Here is a 22416-nt window from a genome sequence, read left to right as displayed (position 1 = left end):
TTTTGACCTCAAATTTTATACTATATATAATATGTCTGCCATTAGATTTAGTGCTTTACAAGAAACTTTAAATAGAAAAGTTATTCTTATTGAAGAAAAAGAGCGTCGTTCAGCGTTATTTGCAAAAAATGTATTTAATGAACAAGCCATGCGCCAGCATATGACTCAAGAGGCATACCAGAGCGTAATGGATGCTGTTGAATACGGTACTAAGATTGACAGAAAGGTAGCCAATCAAATAGCGGCGAGTATGAAAGATTGGGCACTGGCTAAAGGAGCTACTCATTATACGCATTGGTTTCAGCCATTAACAGGGGCAACGGCTGAAAAACATGATGCTTTTTTTGAAACTGCAGCGGACGGAGGAGCGATGGAAAAATTTGGAGGAGGGCAATTGGTTCAACAAGAGCCAGATGCTTCAAGTTTTCCGAATGGGGGAATTAGAAATACTTTTGAAGCAAGGGGTTATACAGCTTGGGATCCTACTTCACCAGCATTTATATATGGTACTACCTTATGTATTCCCACAGTTTTTGTAGCTTATACAGGAGAGGCGTTAGACAATAAAGCTCCTTTGCTAAAGGCATTGCAAGAAGTAGATACAGCAGCTACGGCTATTTGTAAATACTTTGATAAAAATGTTAGTAAAGTAAATGCCACATTAGGTTGGGAGCAAGAATATTTTTTAATAGATACAGCTTTAGCGGCTTCTCGCCCAGATTTGATGATTACAGGACGAACATTGCTAGGACATTCATCTGCAAAAGGGCAGCAATTGGAAGATCATTATTTTGGATCAATTCCAACAAGGGTAATGAGTTTTATGAGAGATTTAGAGCATGAGTGTATGTTGTTAGGAATCCCTGTAAAAACAAGGCACAATGAGGTAGCACCGAATCAATTTGAGCTGGCTCCTATTTTTGAAGAAGCAAATTTAGCGGTAGATCATAATTCATTGTTAATGGACGTTATGGAAAAAGTATCGCAACGCCATCAGTTTAAAGTATTGTTTCATGAAAAGCCATTTGCAGGTATTAACGGTTCAGGAAAACATAATAATTGGAGTTTGGTAACCAATACAGGAGTTAATTTATTGAGCCCTGGAAAAACCCCTATGAAAAATTTACAGTTTTTAACCTTTTTTGTCAGCACCATAAAAGCAGTACATGATTATGAAGAATTGATAAGAGCTTCTGTTGCGAGTGCAAGTAACGATCATAGATTGGGGGCAAATGAAGCGCCTCCAGCAATAATGTCTGTTTTTATAGGGTCGCAATTATCTGCTGTTTTAGACGAATTAGAAAATGTAACCAAAGGCAAACTATCTCCGCAAGAAAAAACAGATTTAAAGTTAAATATTGTTGGTAAAATACCAGAGATATTACTTGATAATACAGATAGAAATAGAACATCTCCTTTTGCTTTTACTGGAAATAAGTTTGAGTTAAGAGCAGTAGGTTCATGGGCTAATTGTGCAGGTCCAATGACCGTTTTAAATACAATTATAGCAAAGCAGTTAAAAGCGTTGAAAATAGAGGTAGATGAATTGATTGAAACTAAAAAATTAAAGAAAGATGAGGCTATTTTTAATGTTTTAAGAGAGTATATTAAAGCGTCTAAAAAAATACGATTTGAGGGAGATGGGTATGGAGAAGCTTGGGAAAAAGAGGCGAAAAAGAGAGGGTTGAGTAATCATAAGACAACGCCAGAAGCGTTGAAGGTTAAGGTTTCTAAAAAGGCGATTTCATTGTTTGAAGAAATGAATGTAATGAATAAGATAGAGGTAGCAGCACGTTATGAAATTGAATTAGAGGAATATACTAAGCGAATTCAAATAGAGAGCAGGGTATTGGCAGATGTAGCAAGAAACCATGTGATACCCACTGCAATACGCTATCAAAATACGTTGATAGAAAATGTAAAAGGATTGAAAGAAATTTTTGGAAAAGAATTTGAAAAGTATGCGAAAGAGCAAATAGATTTGATTCAGAAAATATCGCAGCACATTGCAGAAATCAATTCAAAGATAGAGCAAATGAATGAAGAGCGAAAACAAGCCAATGCCTTAGAAGTTCAGAAGAAAGCAACGGCTTATTGTGATAAAGTAAAACCTTATTTTGAGGAAATTCGCTATCATTCTGATAAATTAGAGTTATTGGTAGATGATAATTTATGGCCGCTTACAAAATATAGAGAATTGCTGTTTACAAGATAGTGTCATTTGCTACGTAATAGCACAAAAATAAAAAATACATCATTTTCTTTTAGGGTAATTTCAAATCAGAACTGGGGTAAACTCAAAAAGAAAAAGTAAATTTGTCAAACAACAACACAACACAATGAGTCAAGAAATTTCTAAACGCTACGCACAACGCGGAGTTTCAGCATCTAAAGAAGATGTACACAACGCTATCAAACATATAGATAAAGGATTGTTTCCTAAAGCTTTTTGTAAAATAGTACCTGATTATTTAACTAATGATGATGCTTATTGCTTGGTGATGCATGCAGATGGAGCAGGAACGAAATCGTCATTAGCTTATATGTACTGGAAAGAAACTGGAGATGTTTCAGTTTGGAAAGGAATTGCCCAAGATGCATTAATTATGAATATTGATGATTTATTATGTGTAGGGGCTACTGATAATATTTTGTTGTCTTCTACAATAGGACGTAATAAAAGTAATATTCCAGGAGAAGTGCTGTCTGCAATTATTAATGGAACGGAAGCGTTATTGGCAGATTTGAAAAAGTTTGGAGTAACGATTCATTCAACGGGGGGAGAAACTGCTGATGTAGGTGATTTGGTGCGTACAATTATTGTAGATTCTACAGTAACAGCACGTATGAAACGAGCTGATGTTATTGATAATGCCAATATAAAAGCAGGAGACGTTATTGTAGGTTTGGAGTCTTTTGGGCAAGCAAGTTATGAAAAGGAATATAATGGGGGTATGGGAAGTAATGGATTGACCTCTGCTCGTCATGATGTATTTCATAAGTATTTAGCTGAAAAATACCCAGAAAGTTTTGATAGCTCAGTGCCTGCTGATTTGGTGTATGCAGGAAATGTAAAATTGACAGATGAGGTAAGTGGAACGCCATTGGACGCAGGTAAATTGGTATTGTCACCAACAAGAACTTATGCGCCAATTATTAAAGAAATTTTAGCCAAATATACTTCTAGCACTATTCATGGAATGATTCACTGTTCAGGAGGGGCGCAAACAAAAATATTACACTTTGTAGATGATTTACATATTATAAAAGACAATTTGTTTCCAGTGCCGCCATTGTTTACATTGATACAAGAGCAATCAAAAACAGATTGGAAAGAGATGTACCAAGTATTTAATTGCGGGCATAGAATGGAATTGTATGTAACTCCTGAAGTTGCTGAAGATATTATTGCTATTTCTAAATCGTTTAACGTAGCGGCTAAGGTGGTAGGAAAGGTAGTGGCTTCTGATACTAAAAAGTTAACCATTCAAAGTGAATTTGGTACGTTTGAATACTAATTTGAACAGTTTTTTATGTAGCTGTTTGTAGGTAGTCATGCCAATAAGAAAGAAACCATATGCGGGGGTGCTTATATGAATAACAAGAATTTCCGTAAAAGATATAAAATTAAAATTGTAAATTCGCACTCCAAGAAAAGAGTAAGATGTTAGATAAGTTACAGATAGTAAAGCAACGTTTTGACGAGGTTTCAGATTTAATTATTCAGCCAGATATTATTTCTGATCAAAAACGTTACGTACAGTTAAATAAAGAATACAAAGATTTAGGAAAGGTTGTTGAAAAAACAAAAGAGTATCAATCTTTATTAAACTCCATAGAAGAAGCTAAAGAAATTCTAGCTGACGGAAGTGATGCTGAAATGGTAGAAATGGCAAAAATGGAGTTAGATGAGGCTAAGGAAAGAATTCCGGTATTGGAAGAAGAAATAAAGTTTTTATTAATTCCTAAAGATCCAGAAGATGCTAAAAATGCTGTTGTAGAGTTGCGTGCGGGTACTGGAGGAGATGAGGCAAGTATTTTTGCAGGAGATTTATTTAGAATGTACACTAAATATTGTGAAAGTAAAGGCTGGAAGGTATCTACAGTAGATTTTAGCGAAGGTACTAATGGAGGATTTAAAGAAATCCAATTTGAGGTGTCTGGAGAAGATGTATATGGAACATTAAAGTTTGAAGCAGGAGTACATCGTGTACAGCGTGTACCGCAAACAGAAACACAAGGACGCGTACATACTTCCGCAGCTACTTGTATGGTTTTTCCAGAAGCAGAAGAATTTGATGTAGAAATCAACCCAAAAGATGTACGTATAGACTTTTTCTGTTCTTCAGGACCAGGAGGTCAGTCGGTAAATACTACGTATTCAGCAGTTCGTTTAACACATATACCAACAGGGTTGGTAGCGCAATGTCAAGATCAAAAGTCGCAGCATAAAAACAAAGAGAAGGCGTTTAAAGTATTGCGTTCTCGTTTGTATGATATGGAATTGGCTAAAAAGCAAGAAGCAGATGCTGCTAAAAGAGGTACCATGGTTACTTCAGGTGATAGATCTGCAAAAATTAGAACTTACAACTATCCACAAGGCCGTGTTACAGATCATAGAATTGGATTGACATTATATGATTTGTCTAATATTGTAAATGGAGATATTCAAAAGATTATAGATGAGTTAATGATGGTTGAAAATACTTCTAAATTGAAAGAATTAGGAGAAACCATCTAATACCATTTGAAATTACTGAAATTAAAAGTATTTTTTTAGACCCTTTTAAAGTAGGTAGGAATCACAAGTAACCGAATATATTTTTTATAAAAAAGGAGCTGAGAAAATCAGCTCCTTTTTTGCGATGTATATATAAGAGTGTTAATTAGTCTATGATCATAAATTTTCCTTTATAAGTATTGTTTTTATCATCCGTTATTTTGTAGAAGTAAATTCCCATTGTAGTTTCAATAGCGTCATACCTTACCGATTTTCTGTCTGATAATGTCTTTAGCGTTTTGTGATAAACAGTTCTTCCTAAAATATCATATACTTCTAAGTGAACGCTTTCTGAAGCTTTAGGAATGCTAAAAGTAGTACTTTCTGTAAACGGATTTGGATAGTTAAAAGCTTCTTTAGTAGTTACTTCAAAAGTATCTACAGATAAAGCTGCTGAGTTGTGTAGCGCTAAATTATTCACGGTTAAGTTGAATGTAATAGGATGTTCCTCCGTTCCGTCAGCCGAAAACATAACCATTCTAATATCGTCAATACTACCAGGGTTCATGCCGTGTTGGTTATGAAATTGATTAAACTTGATAGATACAAGTGTTTCTTCAGTATTTTCAAGTGCTGTATATACCCATCTATCTTCCCAGTCATTTATATTGGAAGGAACTAGTGAAATCATTACAGGATGGTCATTTTTCATAAGCAGTTGAATTCCATCAAAGTCTTTGGTGTTTAATGATAAATCTCCAGGTAAAAGATATCTGAAAAGGTTAAAAGTACCCTTGGTATTTCCTGATAAACTTACACCTCTTTCTACTTGATAGATTGCTGTATTCAATGCTTCTTCCTGCTCGTAAACAACATAACTATTAAGTGATGATTGGTCCGTGGCAAAATCAATACCCCAAGTTCCGTCAGCAACGTAAAAGTTATCTTTCGTATTATTTTCATCATTAATTAGAGAAAAACCAGCATCAAAAATAAATCCTGTTGCTATTTCTATCGTTTCATAATAATTTCCTGATAAACGGATAGGAAGTTTCATGGAATAATGATTGTTTTGTTCTGCTTCTCTTAAACTAGCTTCAACACGAACTTCTTTGGTACCTGAGGTGTTGATAATGTCAAGTACAAGCTTTTCGTTTTTATAAGCCGCAGAAGATACAATTACTGTAGGAATCGTATTTTCAGCAAAATTTGATACCAAGGCTTTTTCTTCCGCCAATTTGTTGGTAATGTGGTTGACTAGGTTTGCAACTTGCCCCATTGTTTTACCCCATATTTGAAAATTGATATAATCTCCTTCAGGATAATCACTGATATTCCAAAAACTATAGAGTGTATTTTCAACATCGCCTTTTTTAACAGAAAAGCTAAGAGTGTATTCTATATAACCATTATCTCTTTTTATGATAGAAAACACCATGTTGTGACCATTTACCAACACAGTTCTAACATCTATCAATTCTGATCTGTTTAAACGATCGCAAGTATGTTTTGAATGGTCGTATATACGCGCATCAGTAGTGGTTACAAATCCGGCTAAAACACGCTCTCCATATAGGTAATAATCTAAAGAAAAAACATCTGTAGCATTGGAGTAATTTATAGGATCTGATGAAGTTGAAATACGTCCTTCCTCTAGATCATACATTCCTGTTTCAGGAAAATAAGCAGCCAAGTTATTCGTTGCTTTGTAAGCATTTAGGTTAAATGTAGGCTGTATTTCTTTTTTATCAAGTTCGTTATTCTCTTTTAATCGAACCATGTTTTTTTCAGCAATAGCCATTGGTAAATCTCCGTTACTTTCAAAACCACCCAAGTTTGAAGAATACACATCAGATGAAATAGAGGCACTCGTAATATTCGTAGTTGTAAGATTTGAGTATTCAGAGGCGCTTACATAAAATATCACATCATTAAAGTCGCTATCAGATTGGCAGTCGGTATGATCTCTATGTAAATCTTCATACCCCAATACAATAAGAGAGCTAGCATCATCTTTTAATAAAACAGTTTGTTGTTTTAAAGTAGGATCGGTTCCTGAGTTTAAATTAGGATTCGAATACAGTTGCCAATGACCATAAGTAACCTCACTACCATTCCATCCGTTACTTAAAAGTACAAAGCTAATCACAGTACCTGCATTAAAAGTACCTATTTTTACCTTGTCGCCAATTTCAAGTCCACCACCAAAGCCCAATCTTGATGCATTCGGAAAAATGATGGTTACCTCTTCATCAGCAGGAGGAGAGGTAGGAGGGTTGTTTACATCATAGGTAAAAAAGCCCAATGTATTTCTAAACCCTACATTATCTTCAACGAAGGTTACATATACATCTGTAGTTTGGTTTACATGGATGTCATAATCATAATTAGAGGTTAAATAATGGGGAAAATAAGTAGGAATGTCAAAAGTTCCAGGCAAAGAATTGTCAATAAGTTCTAAGGTAGATACAGATACATTATCGCCAGGATTTTCTAAATAGTTGGGAGTTCCATTAGAAGAGTAGGTGCCTAAATAATTGTAGTTTTGACCGCTTACAAGCATGGCAATGCTAAGGGTAATAAAAAGTAAAAATTTTCTCATAATACATCGTTTTAGAAGTATAAAACTACTCATATGTTCCTTTGTGTTTAGGCTTATTCGGTTAATAGTACGTATGTTTAGACGAACTTATGTTAGTTGGAGTCGAGCTCTTTTTTAGGGGTTTTTTGTTGTTATTTATCTGTAAGTTAGTTTTTTATATTTTTTATTGCAGTTTTTTGAATTGTATTGCGATAAAAAAACTCCACCAAAAATGGTGAAGTTTTTCGCCCTCTCATATTTAATAACCCAAAGGCTATTACTTTGCTATACGTATTGTTTTTTTTTACAAGCTAATCAACCGTCATAAATTTGCCTTTAAAGATATTATTAGCATCGTCAGTCAATTTGTAAAAATAGAGACCGGTATTGGTTTTAGAAGATTGGTATTGAATAGATTTTTTATTAGAAAGTGTATTCAAAACCTCCTTGTAAATAGTGCGTCCTAAAAGGTCGTAAACTTCCAGTGTTACGCGATTGGATTCTTGTGGAATGTGAATGATGGTGCTTGTTTTAAACGGATTTGGGGTGTTAAAAACAGCATGCTTTTTGAGGTCAAATGTTGTTGTTGATAGTAGTGTGTTATTAGCAAAAGCAACCTCATTAACATCCAAATTAAAATCAACAGGTGTTTCCTCAGTTCCGTGTACAGAAAGCATGATCATTTTGATAGCATCGATACTGCCATTATTGCTTCCTGCTTGGTTCTTGAATTCATCAAAGCGAATGCTAATGAGCTCTTCTTCTTCATGTACAGGAATGGTATAAGTCCATCGATCTTCCCAATCATTTATATCAGGAGTAACTAACGAAATTACAACAGGCGCATTGTTTTTAATTTTTAACTGAATGCTATTAAAGTCTTCTGTGTTTAGTGCCAAATCACCAGGCAAAGGATATCTGAAAAGGTTAAACGTTCCTGTTGTAGTAGCATCTACCAAAGCGCCTCTTTCCATTTGATATACCGTTTCGTTAAGCGCGTCTATTTGTTCATGAATCACATAGGAGTTTACGGTTGTTTTATCCGCATTATAATCAATTCCCCAAGTTCCATCAGCCAAATATACATTGTCATAAGTAGCATTCTCTTTATTCAAAATGGCAAACCCACCATCAAACATAAATCCAGTTTCAAAAGTTATAGACTCATTGTATTTTCCTGTTAAACTAATTTCTTGATTGATATTATAAAAATCGAGTTGCTCAGTATTTCTAATATTAGCATTAAGAGTAATATTGTTTGTAGCTGATTTATTAATAAAATCAAGTTGTAATTGTTTATTCTTGTATGTAGCACTGCTAATAAATACAGTAGGAATATGCTGCGTTATATTGCTTGCAGAAACCAGTGTTTTTTGTGCGCTTAATTTCGTTATAATATGATTGATGAGGTGAGATAGTTGTCCCATGGATTTTCCCCATATTTGAAAATTCATATAAGCACCCGTCGGATAGTCTCCAATATTCCATAGGCTGAGTAGTTTATTTTCAGTATCCCCTTGCAAAATGGAGAAACTTACAGTATATTCAATATAGCCATTATCTCTCTCTATGATAGAAAAGATCATCCGATGCCCATTGATAGTAACTGCTCTAACATCTTTTAAGGTAGATCCGTTTAAGCGATCACAAATATGTTTCGCATGGTCGTATATTTTAGATTCGGTAGTTGTTACTAAAGCAGCAGATACCCTTTCATCATCCAGATAATAATCTACAGAAAAAACATTAGTGGCATTGGCATAGTTTATAAGATCTGTTGAGGTAGATATATAAGCCTCTTCCAGCTCAAACATTCCGTTTTCAGGAAAATAAATCGCCAAATCATTTTCACTTCTAGCATGTGTATTGAATAGCTGTTGCTGTTGTTTAGCAGTAGCTTTTTTGTTTGTTTTTAATCTATTAATATTTTTCAAAGCCATTTTACCAGATAAATCGCCTTTACTTTCAAAACCACCTAAATTAGCAGAATATACATCCGTAGAAGTATCAGAACTTACAATATTTGTAGTAGCAATATCTGTATAATTTGTTGCAGTAATATAGTATAAAGCATCATTAAAATCATGATCGCACCAAGAGTGTTCTCTATGAATATCTTCATATCCTAAAATAATAAGCTCATTATCATTGTCTTTAATTAATACGTTATGGTGCCTTTTAGAAACGTCGGTTTCGGGATTAAAATTAGGGTTTGAATACAATCGCCAATACCCATAAGTAACCTGATTGCCATCCCATCCATTACTAATAAGTATAAAGCCAATACCTGTTCCTGCATTAAAAGTACCCAATTTAACTTTGTCACCTGTTTGCAGTCCACCACCGCTACCCCATTTGGAGTTGTTAGGAAATATGATGGTAATTTCTTCATCAGAAGGAGCTGTTGCAGGAGGGTTGTTAATATCATAAGTGTAAAAACCAATGACATTTCTAAACCCAGCACCTTCATCCACAAAGGTCATATATACGTCAGTAGTTTGTGTTACGTAAATATCGCTATCATAACCAGAGGTAATATAATGAGGATTGTAAGTAGGTACTTGAAAGGTTTCGGGGAGGGCATTGTTAATTAGCTCAAGGGTTGATGCAGGAACATCATCACCAGGGGTTTCTAGGTAATTAGGAGTGCCGTCAGCGGTATAGGTTCCTAAGTAATTGTAATTTTGAGCAGTGAAACACCAGCTTGCTAAAAAGAGTATTGTGGATAGTAGTATTTTTTTCATAATTAGAGGGTTTTAGAGCTTTAAAATTACTTGGTTAGTTCTTTTTTGAGTTTCTTTTTTCGGTGAAGCCCTAGTGTATTGTCGGTAAAATGTGTTGTGTATGAGTTGAGATTTGTGGAGGTCAATGATTTTTTTGTAGTGTTGTTTTAAGAAAATATAGCGGCATGAAAGGAGAGGGGAGTGTTTTGAAATAGCGAATAATGTTTTTGTTTTTTAGTTTTATATGAATTTAAAAAGAAAAAAGTTAGTAATTGTTTGTGTATTTTCGTTTTTTGTTAGTATGTTTGTAGTGGTAAAACTTTTAGTTACTAAATTATTTTTAAATATGATTTACTATTAAAAGTGTTCTTGAAATTGGCATTTGGTTGTGGGACGTTTAAATAAACAATCAAAATTAATCAAGAAGGACATTGTTGATGGAAAGAACATTCTTTTTAGGAACGTTATGATTAAAAATGGTTTTACGAATACAGCTTTTTTAATACGCCTTTTTTAAAGGTGGATTCAATAATAAAATAAGCGGGGGCTTATTCACTATGGAGTTTCTATTAAAAAGCGATTGTTATTTCGAGTGTGTTGCTATTCACTCAAGCTTGTAAACTGCAATAGGTATTGGAAATTTTTATAATTAATACAGTTTTTGATATCCTTTTCTTTTGAAAAGCACTCGGATTAACATTTTATAAGATGGAGGGTGTTTTAGAGTACAATTGGTATGAAGAATATTTTTATAGCGGTATTGATTCTTAGTACTATTTTCTGTTGAAAATTACTTGAAAAATAATTGTTTGTGATTGGGATATAGTTGTTTTTTTTAAGTGAATTGTACTCTTTTTTAGTATTGTTTAAGGGGGGCGAATTCACGTTTATTAAAGATTTAAAAGGTACTGATGTTTCTGCGTCCAATAAAACTTTTCTTATCAAAACAAGCTGAAAAATAAAAAACATACTAGCCCTTTTACTTCCACTATTATTTTTTCTTATAGGTTTAAAAATTAAACATGTATGCAGGGGCGTACTGCATAAGTAGTAATTTTTATACCATTTAGAAATAAGAAAACTACTTCAATTTCTTAAAGTAGCTTTTCTTATTTTTTATATCTCAGATGTATTCATTTGAAACTTAAAAGAATGCTCCGAATTGATAGGTACTAAATTAGATAATGAATTAGGTGTTTCAAATTATCAGTTTGTTGGTTGTTAGGACCAGATCTTAAATAGGTATCGTTATTTCTGGTAACTGTATGTACTGTTTTACCATATTTCCAATTACAAGAGGAATAATCCCAAGTTAAAGTGTTAACAGTGTTTTTTGGGTTGTTTACAAGCTGTATTACATCAGCTTTTGTTTCTATTGAAGCTTTACGAATTTGATGATTGATGATTAGATGAAGGGTATAGTGAGTTATTGCGCCAGTAGCATCTTCCCATGCTCCAGAGATTCCATATGTTGCCATTGTTATTTTTTTATGTTTTTAGTGCCTTTTGAAACGATTGCACAGGTTAGTTTTCCATTAGATTTAGCAATGTTATTTTGCCATTGCAAAGGGCGAAGATTTGAATTTTCGTTGCCGCCATCATTGGATAGAGGTGTTATATGGTCGATTTCCCAACCATATATTGAATCTCTGTTACCATATTGGTCTCTAAAGATCCATGCATCGCATTGATCTTTTCTAAATTTATTAGGGTCGAATTTAGGAATAGGAGTGCCTTTTTCCTATATTTCTTGAATTTTTTCCTCAGTAAATGCCATTATGTACTTTTTAATTAATAAATGTTTTAAAAATTAGCAATGATCAATCGCCCGTCTTATGTTTATGCGGTTTTAAATCAGGATGTTTAGGTTTGGTTTCAGGGGTAACACGTCTTCTTCTGTCAGGAGTACCATCTTCTTTTTTAGGCTTTGGTCCTGGTTTGATTGCTTGTAAGGTGTTCATATTTTTAGTTTATTAAAATGATAAAACAAAAGTATCTATTCGTATAGCTATTTTATTACGGACACCCATTATGCTTCGTTTTTAGTTAAAAAGGTATCTGGAAGGTAATTCAAATTTATAAGGCAAATTGTCAAAAAAGAATACCAGCTTCTACAATAAAAAGGCGGTGATTAAAACGTACAGATACTACAATAAGTAGTAAGCTAGCAAAGCTTTCTTTGCCTCGTTTTTCTTTCAAAAAATAAAGAGAAAGCTCTTTACTACCTTCCTAAAAAGCCTATGTATTACCTCGAATATCAAGATAAAAATTGCAGTTCTCTTATAAAAAAATCCAAATAAATTTAATATTTATATGTAACTCGTTGATTTTTAAGGGAAATCTGTACAAACTTTTTAGAAGGCGTTCCAAACCTTGTACAAAAAACGAAGTTGAAATCTTGTACAGTGTTTTTACGAGGGAAAAAAACGCTGTACAAAAAATGACGTTGAAATCTTGTACAGTGTTTTTACGGGAGAAAAAAACGCTGTACAAAAAAGGAAGCCTCCCAATTTATATAACTAAAAGAGATGTGTTTAATCTTTTTCAAAAAAAACAAAAAACAAATAAAATAAAGAATATTGTTACTTTGTTTTTGGTGCTACGTAATTGTACTTTTATAAGAATACGTAGTTATACGCTGTGAATCAAAAGCCGCTCATTTAAAACACACTAGCCTTTGTATTTTTATTTTTAGATTTTTGTTTTTTATTGTTTTTTTAAATACATTTGAAGAAGAAAAACTGTTATTAAAAAGTAAAAGAATGCCTATTGTTGCTAAATTATATATTGGAAATGTAGAGAGAATACTACAACATGTATTGGTAGAATACGAGCGCTATACTCGAAAAACAGGAAGACCAGCTACTGAAACTCTTGGCGGGTATGTTACTGTTTTTTTTACACCCAAAGGAGAGGAAGATCATATTTTAAAATGGATGTTTACACATAGAATGGAGGATAAAACGATTGCGTATCCTTATAACCTATATACTTTAAAAAATGCCGAAGTGGTATTTTATCAAGACGATTTTGATGGGCAAATCCTTTTTAAATATAAGTTAGTTGATTGCTTGCCTATTTATTATAAGGAGTACTTTGATGTACAAAGGGGAATGATTACTGAGCTAACGCTTTCTGCTGCTATACAATATTTTAAAAACCTACCTCCATTAATTAAATCTTGGAATGAGTCTTGGACTCCTAGGCACGAATACAAACCTCAAAGCATGGAGGATACGAGGCCTCGAATGAAGTGTTTTTATACGGACTTAGAAGGGAATACACAAGCCAACCCCACTACAGGAGAGGAAATATATGCAGTAGTAAGCACTCAAAATTTAATAGGACAAATCATAACTATTGACCTTAGCAATCATACCAAAGATTTTATATATAATGGTGAACGAATTGAAGATGATTGTATTAAAAACTTTCATATTACCGCCAATACCCATAAAATAAAGCTAAAAGTAGTCGCACAGCAAGAAGAAGATAGAGAAATTTTAACAAATTAAACACTATGAAAAATTTAATAGTACGCCCTAGCAACTCCCTCGATATAAAAGTACAAACGGTAAAAACGGCTTATTTTGCTAAAAAAGAAATTGTAAGTACCGAAAAAACAACAGAGGCTATTTCTTATACTTTTAAGGGAAATAATAACACGGGAACTAAAAAAAGAAAACGTAAAATAGCCAAAATAATTTATAAAAACCTACAAGGAAAACTCATTAATAAACAACAAGCAAGCTTAGAACAGGTTGTAGCAGCATTAAGTAAAAGCAATTATACTAAAGGCGACTGTATAGACATTGCTTTGGTAAAGGAAAGTATTAAATTTACCAAACGAACCAGTGCGCAATTAGGAGAGGAGGTATATATTGTTATACAAACACAATATATGCCAGATAGAGAAATAACTTTAAACCTAAAACAAGGAGGAGATACCGATGCACTAACAACAACGAAAGAACCGATATATGTAACTCAAAATAATAAAAAAGTATTTGCTTTTAAGGCGGTTGTTGGTGAGTTTTCCCAAAAAAGTAATGCGCTCAATGCAGCTGATTTTAAAGATCATGCCATTGCTAAAATCACCTTACAATCTACAGACCAACAAGAAAACAAACAATACAAAGACGCCTTAAACAAAGCCGAAGGAAAAACCAGTCCTTTTTATATAGCTATGGATGCCGAGCCCGCTAATCAAAATTGGTTTGAGGTAAAATATGAAGAGGTTTTTGATAATCGCCCCAACCTTTGGTATTATGGTGAAGGGAATTGGTTTGAGTTAGAAAAAGGCGGGTTACTATTTCCTTTTAAAACTATACCTCTAAATCACCCTGATGGTTTTAAAAATAATGATTATAAACCTTATGATTATACTTTGCATGAAAAAAAAGCTCCTACTTTTGGATATAAAAGACCTTCTAATCGTATTCATGCTGCTAGAGATTTATATTATGAAGTTGGAGAGTCAATTTATGCTATGGACGATGGAATTGTAAAAAGTGTTTATGCTTTTTACTACGATACTTGGGCTATTGAAATAGAACACAGCTACGAGTACAAAAAAGGAAAAAAATTATATGTTAGATACGGAGAAGTTAGTAAAAATAACATTAAGGTAAAAAAAGGAGATAAAGTAAAAAAAGGAGATAAAATTGCAGAAGTAGGGCTTTTAATACCAAATATAAAACAACCTAAATCAGATAAAAGAGGAATGCTACATATTGAAATGTATACAGGAGAAGCAACAGGTAAGTTAACAGATAAAACTGTAAAATATAGTGATATGATGTATGCAAAATCATCTAACTATTCTAAAAACAGAAGTTTTCAAAGAAGAAAAGACTTAATAGATCCTCTTCCTTTATTAGAAGAATCCTACAACAATTCAAAGTCAAAAAAAATAATTAAATAAACTTCTATTATGAAATATATTACCTCTATCATTTTATTTTTTTTTCTTAGTTGTAAAACAACTACAAAAGAAAAAACTATACAACAAGAGAAAGACAGAATTCAGTTAATAAAAACAGATGTAAAAAAAAGGAAAAAAAATAATAAAGATTTAGATTTTGATTTAAAAGAAATTTTAAATCAAGATATGATAGGCTTATCTGTTAATGAAGAAGAAGAAGACCCTTTAAAAAAATATATGTATGATTTTTCTGGTGCGTGTTATTCTTGTGATATAGCTAATATTAAATTTATTAATAACAGTTTAATTTTGAGAAACATATGTGAAACAGCTAAAAAAAGAGTTTTTAAAATTAATAAAATCAATAAAATTAATAAAGGATATGAAATATACTTTGTTCAAAATAACAAAGAAATAATATTGTTTTTAACTAAAATAGAAGCAACTCCAATCTATAATATTGTATTAAATAAAAATTTTGAAGAAATAGAAGATTTCAGAATAAACAACTTCTATATAACTAAGAAAGAAATGTTCAAATTAGAAAATCATAGTTGCGAAGATTTTGAAGGCTAATTTTTCTAGAACAAAACAAAGACGCCTTAAACAAAGTCGAAGGAAAAACCAGTCCTTTTTATATAGCTATGGATGCCGAGCCCGCTAATCAAAATTGGTTTGAGGTAAAATATGAAGAGGTTTTTGATAATCGCCCCAACCTTTGGTATTATGGTGAAGGGAATTGGTTTGAGTTGAAGGTAGATAATATTCTGAATATTTACCATACAGGAGAAATAAGTAAATTGGATTTTAAAGGTTTAAAAGAAGTTAGCTATGTATATCATGATAAAAATGGTGGTAAACATAATTTAGGAACATTTGATGTTATTAAAGCCCAAAAACGGAAGAAGGGCTCTTCAATTTACAAAAAAGAGTGGAAAAAAATCAAAGTAGGAAAAGATGTCAGATATTATAAATACGATATAGGAAAAGTACCATTAATTAAATTGAAATTACCTATTTCTTATGATAAAAATGGTATTAAGATTACACTTAAAGATAATACGGATAGAGAATATATAAATCCTGAAGCTTATGCTTGTTTATTGGGAGCGTTAGCAGAAAATGATTATAAAGATGTCGCTATAAATGGCTTTACTTCAAAAGATGGTACGGGAGCTCCAAGCGTATCACATTATAACGGTATTGCTGGAGACTTTCGATATTTAAGAAAAGATAAAAAGGTTGCTTCTTTACGCATAGACACTAATCCTGATGATTTAGATGTTGATAGAACAGAGAAGTTTATTGATGCCTTAATTAAATTTGGCTGGAGTAGTTTTTATAGTTATGATATTATATTAAATAAAAAAACTTTTAGACTTAAAGAGAGTCATACTACTCATTTAGCTAATCATCATCATCATTTACACCTTCGTAAAGAAAATTTTAATCCAAATTATAAATAATTATGAAAAACAATTTTATTTTTTTATTTTCTTGTTTTCTTGCTCTCTTGTTTTCTTGTAAAGAAAAAAAATCAGAAAAGAATATAGCAAAAAAACAGAAAAATGATAGTTTATTTATTCCGAAATATGCAATAGCAAAACCTAATTATCAATCTATATTTCCTAAAAAAATAAATAAGAAATTAATTGGAGATTATAAAAGTACTCAACTAAAATTAAAAAAAGGTTTTCTTGAAGATCCTTTAGATGACAATAGTGATGTATATGGACATCCTGATTATGATTATGGTACTTTGGTTACTTGGAATACGCCTAAATATCCTAGAGAGGAAATATATTTTAATGCTAAAAAAATAAATAAAGAATATTTATTTTTTTATGAAAAAAGTAAATTGATATGTGTTTTTGAAGGAAAATACAATGATGATGCTATATTTGAAGGGGATTCATTATTTTTTAATAACGATAAGATATTCTTATGGAAAAACACAAATAATTTATTTGTAACAGACAGTATTTTTTTAGATGCTAAAAGCAAATATATAATGAGGTTAGACAAAGAAATAAGGAAAATTAAAAACTCTGGCTTCACTGAGTATATAGATAGATATATTTATAAAAAAGACTCCTTATCATCTTTCGTAATTGGTAATTTAAAATAGGTATTGTTAAATGAGTATAGGTTTAGCATAAATTTTAAACATTTAAATCGCTTGTTATAAGGTTAGTTTTTAAAACTGATTACATAAAATTATCTTGAATTAACAATAGCTAAAATAAATAGAAAAATTAGTCTAAGAAATTATTAAATAAATTACAGAAAACATTTTTTTATATAGCTATGGATGCCGAACCTGCCGACCAAAGTTGGTATGAAGTATTTTATGAAGAAGTTTTTGATAATAGACCCAACCTTTGGTACTATGGTGAAGGGAATTGGTTTGAGTTGAAGAGTAAGGAAGTAGCCGAAATAGGGGAAGCCTACATTATTATAATGGAAAGATAGATAAAGTAGATTTAAAAGATAAGGCTAAAGTAAAATATGTCTACTACGATAAGGATGGTAAAAAACATGATTTGAAAGATACTTATGATATTATTGAGGTTGATGAATATAAAAATGGTAAAACCACTACTTCAGTTCCTTCAGGATATACAAAAAAGCAAATAATAAGTAACAAAAGAAATAAGTATACTTATAATGATAAAATAGTAATAGAAGGTACTAAAGAAGGAAAAGAAGCAGGTAAAATTCGAAAATATGTAAAAACAGGAAAGAAAACACCTTTGATAAAGATATCTAGTAAAGACTATAATAATGAAGGTGTTAATTTGAAGTTTAGTCTTAAATCAGATGGAACAAGACCCTATATTCATCCAAATGCATTTGCTTGTATTTTAGGAGCGATAGCAAGAGTTGGATATAAGGATATAGTTATAGTTGGTTTTACTAGTAAAGATAATCATGGCTTCCCTAGTAAAACACATGTTAATGGTAAACACGGAGATTTTAGATATTTTAGAAAGGATAAAACAGGAGCAAGTCTTCATATAGATACTGTAGAGGGTGCAAAAAAATTAGATATAACAAGACAGGAAAAGTTAATTGATGCTTTTGTGAAATTTGGTTGGCCAAAATTTTACAGTTATAAATTCGAGTTAAAGAAAGAGCAAAAAGAAAAGCAACTCCTCAAAAAGTGCGACCATTTAAGTGGTCATCACCACCATCTACATTCTAGACAGTTCAAAGTTAATTTTAAATAATTAAATTATGCAGATGAAAAAATATATATTACTTACACTGTTGGTATTACTATTTAATTGTAAATTTAAGAAAAGAACTGATATAAATTCATTAACTCTGGATAAAAGTTTAATTACCGAAGACTCGTTAATAGTACTTAATAAAAAAGCAAAAGATTTCTTTATTAATGAATTTATTGATAGAGCTAAAAAAATTGATATATCTGAAACTCTTGAGCCAAATGGTGGTGGGGATTTTATAAAAGACGATAAGACAGTTTTTATTGAAGTTTTAGAAGATATGGAAACAAAAGAAAAAAAGATAGAGTACACGACCAGTTTTTATGACAAAGATTTTAGAGTTTCTAATACATTCATTATTTATAAGGATAGTTTAAATAAAGCTTTTTTTGTAGTTGAAAAAAGAACAAAGTATGACACTAAAGATGAATCAGAAACTGTATCTTATATAGACACTTTTTTGTTAAAAAAAAGTGAAACAATTTATTTAAAAAATCAAGATTTTTCTCAAAAAGAATTATTATTAAAACAGGAGAAATTAATTAGTACTATCAAAGAAATAGACAGTTTTACTTCGGATTAAATAAAATACAAGATGTTATAATTAATGCTAAAGATTTCGAAAACCACGCTATTTGTAAAATAAAATTAGCATCTTCTAACAATCATACCGATAAAAGCTACAAAGACGCCTTAAACAAAGCCGAAGGAAAAACCAGTCCTTTTTATATAGCTATGGATGCCGAGCCTGTTCATCAAAATTGGTTTGAGGTAAAATATGAAGAGGTTTTTGATAACCACTACTGGAAGTTGCTTTTCTGAAGGTTCGTGTTTTCCAAGTTCAGAACATGTTAATGGCAAGAGTGTTGATACTATATATAAGTGGGAAAAAAAGACTGACCAAAAAATAATTAACGCTATGGATAAATTTCACTTCGCTAAAATTCTAGTAGGTAATAAAAAATATTTTTCAGATTTTGATAATTGTGAAGATGGAGGTGAAAATTTGTACAAACTTTTTGAGGGTAGTTTAAAAGTTTGTACAGAAAAAAGGAGTCAAAAAGCAAAAGATCCTTCTTAAAGTAGGAGGGATACCATGACAGCGAGGTTACTAAATACTTCAATAAAAAATAAAGTTCCTTACTAAAATTTATGGGAAAACTCCACCATAGTGATTGTTGTAATTTGAATAAAAGGCATAAAAAAACCCACTCAAAAAAATTGAGCGGGAAAATTGCTATGAAAAAGAAAAAGTGTATTCGGATATCTCCGAATAACTAAGGCAAATATACGAAATAAAAAATAGTAAAACCTAATTTTTTTAGAAAAAAAATAAAGTTATTATGTGGTAGGAAGGGGAGCTAGGCTAAAAGCATAAAAAAACCCACTCAAAAGAATTGAGCGGGAAAATTGCTATGAAAAAGAAAAAGTGTATTCGGATATCTCCGAATAACTGGTACAAATATACAACAAAAAAAATAAGTATTCCTAATTTTTTTTATTGTTTTTAACAAAAGAAAAAGGACTGTATGTTAAATTGTTGATTTTGAGCTGTTTTTTGGCGTTAAGGTATTGTAAAGCTCCTTTTTAAAAGAGAAAAATAAAAAAAATACCTCCCCCTTCTATTTTTACAAACCTTTATACATGCAATGCTGCTATAAAGCAGCACCAATCAATTATTTTTTTTGACAATACTCATTTGCTCATTATAAATAGGGCTGTCAATAGCTAATAAATCAAGAACACTATGAAAAACATGGTATTGAGAAACCTCATAAGGCTCTTTAAACACGATACTATCAGTAGCACTCCAAGCAATAAAAGGTATTTCAACTTGTTCTTTAGGAGCAATGGCCATAGGTATTCCATGCATGTATAAGTTTTTTTCGCCTAAAGACTCCCCATGATCGGAAACATACAGCATAGTGGTTTGATAATCATCTAACTGCCTTAGTTCCTTAATTACATTGGCCAGTATATAATCAGTATAAAGAATGGTATTGTCATAAGCATTGATTAATTCTTCTTGACTACAATCCGCCAATACTACACTTTTACATACAGGAGTAAATTGATTAAATTGCGCTGGATATTTCTTAAAATAAGTAGGTCCATGACTCGTACTTGTATGCAGCACCACAAAAATCTTATCTTTTTTAGTATTTTGTATTTCGGTTTTCAAATCATGTAATAATACCTCATCATACAAACACGTTGGTTTTTTACAAGCAGCCCTTAATGCCTCTTTATTCGCATAATTTTTAGCTTTAACCGTAGGTTCTCCCCAATTGGTAGTTCGCCAAATAACAGCTACTCCATTTCTATCTAAATAATTAGGTAAGATTTCATACAGTTGGTTTGTTTCTTTATGATCTAAAATAGCCTTAACACCAGCAGTGGTATAGGTAGCGGCTGATTTTGCAGGATATACATGAAGGTCTTTTATTGTAGAAAGTATGGGATTGGTTTTTTTATGGTAACCATATAATGAAAAATTAGCACTTCTGGCAGATTCACCAATCACAAGCACAACAATAGATTTTGTATTGTTTTTGAGAGTAGCATTGGGTAATAAAATTTGGGTTTTATTTTTTTCACTTTGATGTTGAAAAAACCTAATTGTATTTACTACATATGACCAAGGCATTACAATAGCACCTAAAGTTTTTGAATGTTTATCAATCCACAACCAATTAGAAGCATTGGCAAAAGCAAGCGTTAGTAAAAAAAATAATGCTGCGAGTACATGAAAGGAAAACTGTTTGATTTTTACAGAGATGATTGTGAATCTAAAAAGAAAGACACTAGGAATAATGCCCAAAAAAAGAACATATAAAATTAACGGAAGAGAAAAGAAGCTGCTAGATTCTTCAAAACGTGTATTGAGGATGTTACCAATCATTGTTTTGTCTATAATCACACCATAGGTATTTATAAAATACAAAGCAATGGCATTGGTATTAAAAAAGAGTACCAAGAGCCATTTTCCTACAATCCCCAATAAAAAGAGTCCTATATAAAATACCAAGGCATTCAACACAATAGCCAATAAGGTTAAGCTTATGAGCAATACCATACCATTTAAGCTTGCAACTTCAATATGATTGACAATGAATTGATAAAAAGCAAAATGATATAAAATCAAGTTGAGAAGGCTAATAATGAGCGCAAAATAATATAGTTTAATTTTTTTTCTTAACATAAGAACTTGTTATTGTGTATAATGAAATGGTTAGTGAAAGGAATGAAATGTAATATATAGGGATGTTATTTTTAATTATTTTATGACCGATTAAAAACATTAAAATTATAAAAATAAGCATAAAAAAAGGATAGTATCGGCGATTTTTAATCCAAATGAATCCATTTATTTTAGCATTGAGTTTGATGCCTATAATGGCAATCATATAGCCGAGTATACTTCCTACAACCACATCAAAAGGATAATGTGCTCCTACGGCAACTCTTGAAGAAGCAATGAACAAGCCCAATGCTATTAAACTTATTGACCAAAGGAGTTTTGTGCTATTTTTTTGAGGCATAAAGGCAAATAATAATACTGTGATTACTACAAAAGTAGCAATGGAATGCCCAGAAGGAAAAGAGGTACTTCCTGTTAATGTTTTTCCTAAAATAACAAAGCTATCATGATCAAATACGGCGGCGGGTCTTGGTATGGAAAATATTTTTTTGAAGCTAGCAGATATCACTAATGAAAGGAGGGAGGCTGTGAAGAGCGCTTCCCAAAGCTTAGGGGCATATATTATAAAAATAGTTAGTAGGGGAAAAGAAATGAGTACATCACCCAATTGGGTTGTATTAAATGCGATATCAGGAAAAGTAGCTAGTTTGTTATTTAGATATAAAAAGGCTTCTTTTTGAAAATACATATAATGGTTGACATAGTTGCTATCGTTTGACGATGCAATAAAGAAAATACTCAATAAGCATAATAATGCAAACGGAAAGAGCAGTAAACGGTAGGTGATTTTGTTGAAATTACGAACGACACTTTCGTTTAATGGATGAATATTAAACATAATTGTTTTTTATAAGGTTTTTAATTATAGTTTTTTCCTTTTTAGGGGATTTCAAAAATCGACAAATAAATATAAATTAGCATAAATCCTGTGAAGATTTTTAAAAATAAAAATTGGGAGTCCGGTATTTTATAGAGCTAAAAAAGGTCTTTTTTACCGTTTTGCGCGCATGGTCTTTGTGAAGAATTGATTTTTAGC

Annotated in this window: 18 protein-coding genes; 12 read left to right on the top strand and 6 right to left on the bottom strand. The window is 31.7% G+C overall.

Annotated features, from left to right (window positions below):
- Positions 1-31 precede the first annotated feature (31 nt).
- The 3 genes from MARIT_RS11820 to prfA all read left to right on the top strand — a co-directional run bounded on the left by MARIT_RS11820 (position 32) and on the right by prfA (position 4741).
- Positions 32-2215, top strand: a complete 2184-nt coding sequence (locus MARIT_RS11820; protein WP_100211615.1) for a glutamine synthetase III family protein — start codon at positions 32-34, stop codon at positions 2213-2215.
- Between the two features lie 124 nt (positions 2216-2339).
- The gene (locus MARIT_RS11815; protein WP_024740371.1) at positions 2340-3518 is read left to right on the top strand and encodes an AIR synthase related protein; all 1179 of its coding nucleotides are present in this window, start codon (positions 2340-2342) and stop codon (positions 3516-3518) included.
- A gap of 146 nt (positions 3519-3664) precedes the next feature.
- Positions 3665-4741 carry a peptide chain release factor 1 gene (prfA, locus tag MARIT_RS11810; protein ID WP_024740370.1) on the top strand — a complete coding sequence of 359 codons (1077 nt, stop codon included), beginning with the start codon at positions 3665-3667 and terminating at the stop codon, positions 4739-4741.
- A gap of 145 nt (positions 4742-4886) precedes the next feature.
- Here prfA and MARIT_RS11805 read toward each other — a convergent pair whose 3' ends face one another.
- The 4 genes from MARIT_RS11805 to MARIT_RS15660 form a co-directional block, all read right to left on the bottom strand.
- Entirely contained in the window at positions 4887-7322 is a 2436-nt protein-coding gene (locus MARIT_RS11805) for a DUF4114 domain-containing protein (RefSeq protein ID WP_024740369.1), read from the bottom strand.
- A 290-nt stretch (positions 7323-7612) separates the two neighbouring features.
- A complete protein-coding gene (locus MARIT_RS11800) occupies positions 7613-10045 on the bottom strand; it encodes a DUF4114 domain-containing protein (RefSeq protein ID WP_100211614.1) in 2433 nt (810 codons plus the stop codon).
- Positions 10046-11196: 1151 nt separating this feature from the next.
- A complete protein-coding gene (locus tag MARIT_RS11795; RefSeq protein ID WP_100211613.1) occupies positions 11197-11502 on the bottom strand; it encodes a DUF3892 domain-containing protein in 306 nt (101 codons plus the stop codon).
- Positions 11503-11844: 342 nt separating this feature from the next.
- Positions 11845-11985, bottom strand: coding sequence for a hypothetical protein (locus MARIT_RS15660; RefSeq protein WP_167381785.1), 141 nt, complete (start codon positions 11983-11985; stop codon positions 11845-11847).
- Between the two features lie 801 nt (positions 11986-12786).
- Here MARIT_RS15660 and tssD point away from each other — a divergent pair.
- The 9 genes from tssD (at position 12787) to MARIT_RS11755 (ending at position 19259) form a co-directional block, all read left to right on the top strand.
- Positions 12787-13539 (top strand): type VI secretion system tube protein TssD, encoded by a 753-nt coding sequence (gene tssD / locus MARIT_RS11790; RefSeq protein WP_157926240.1) that lies wholly within the window; start codon positions 12787-12789, stop codon positions 13537-13539.
- A 5-nt stretch (positions 13540-13544) separates the two neighbouring features.
- Positions 13545-14948: a peptidoglycan DD-metalloendopeptidase family protein gene (locus tag MARIT_RS11785; protein WP_100211611.1), complete on the top strand. Its 1404-nt coding sequence runs from the start codon at positions 13545-13547 to the stop codon at positions 14946-14948.
- Between the two features lie 9 nt (positions 14949-14957).
- Positions 14958-15524 carry a hypothetical protein gene (locus tag MARIT_RS11780; protein WP_100211610.1) on the top strand — a complete coding sequence of 189 codons (567 nt, stop codon included), beginning with the start codon at positions 14958-14960 and terminating at the stop codon, positions 15522-15524.
- Between the two features lie 68 nt (positions 15525-15592).
- Positions 15593-16414 (top strand): hypothetical protein, encoded by an 822-nt coding sequence (locus MARIT_RS11775; RefSeq protein WP_100211609.1) that lies wholly within the window; start codon positions 15593-15595, stop codon positions 16412-16414.
- A gap of 2 nt (positions 16415-16416) precedes the next feature.
- Entirely contained in the window at positions 16417-17076 is a 660-nt protein-coding gene (locus tag MARIT_RS11770) for a hypothetical protein (protein WP_100211608.1), read from the top strand.
- A 179-nt stretch (positions 17077-17255) separates the two neighbouring features.
- On the top strand, positions 17256-17420 hold the full coding sequence (locus MARIT_RS15540; protein ID WP_157926274.1) for a hypothetical protein: 165 nt from the start codon (positions 17256-17258) through the stop codon (positions 17418-17420).
- Between the two features lie 71 nt (positions 17421-17491).
- Complete coding sequence (locus tag MARIT_RS11765) at positions 17492-18178, top strand: hypothetical protein (protein WP_100211607.1); 687 nt, start codon at positions 17492-17494, stop codon at positions 18176-18178.
- A 13-nt stretch (positions 18179-18191) separates the two neighbouring features.
- Positions 18192-18761, top strand: a complete 570-nt coding sequence (locus MARIT_RS11760; RefSeq protein ID WP_100211606.1) for a hypothetical protein — start codon at positions 18192-18194, stop codon at positions 18759-18761.
- Between the two features lie 195 nt (positions 18762-18956).
- Positions 18957-19259 (top strand): hypothetical protein, encoded by a 303-nt coding sequence (locus tag MARIT_RS11755; RefSeq protein ID WP_100211605.1) that lies wholly within the window; start codon positions 18957-18959, stop codon positions 19257-19259.
- A gap of 591 nt (positions 19260-19850) precedes the next feature.
- Here MARIT_RS11755 and eptA read toward each other — a convergent pair.
- A complete protein-coding gene (gene eptA, locus MARIT_RS11750; protein ID WP_100211604.1) occupies positions 19851-21380 on the bottom strand; it encodes a phosphoethanolamine--lipid A transferase EptA in 1530 nt (509 codons plus the stop codon).
- A complete protein-coding gene (locus tag MARIT_RS11745) occupies positions 21361-22218 on the bottom strand; it encodes a phosphatase PAP2 family protein (RefSeq protein WP_231975143.1) in 858 nt (285 codons plus the stop codon). Before MARIT_RS11745 ends, eptA begins: the two co-directional genes overlap by 20 nt.
- Positions 22219-22416 lie beyond the last annotated feature (198 nt).

This window comes from Tenacibaculum maritimum NCIMB 2154 (assembly GCF_900119795.1).
Lineage (GTDB): Bacteria > Bacteroidota > Bacteroidia > Flavobacteriales > Flavobacteriaceae > Polaribacter > Polaribacter maritimus.
Note: the sequence above shows the minus strand (reverse complement) of the source record. Positions and strands in the feature narration are given on the sequence as shown.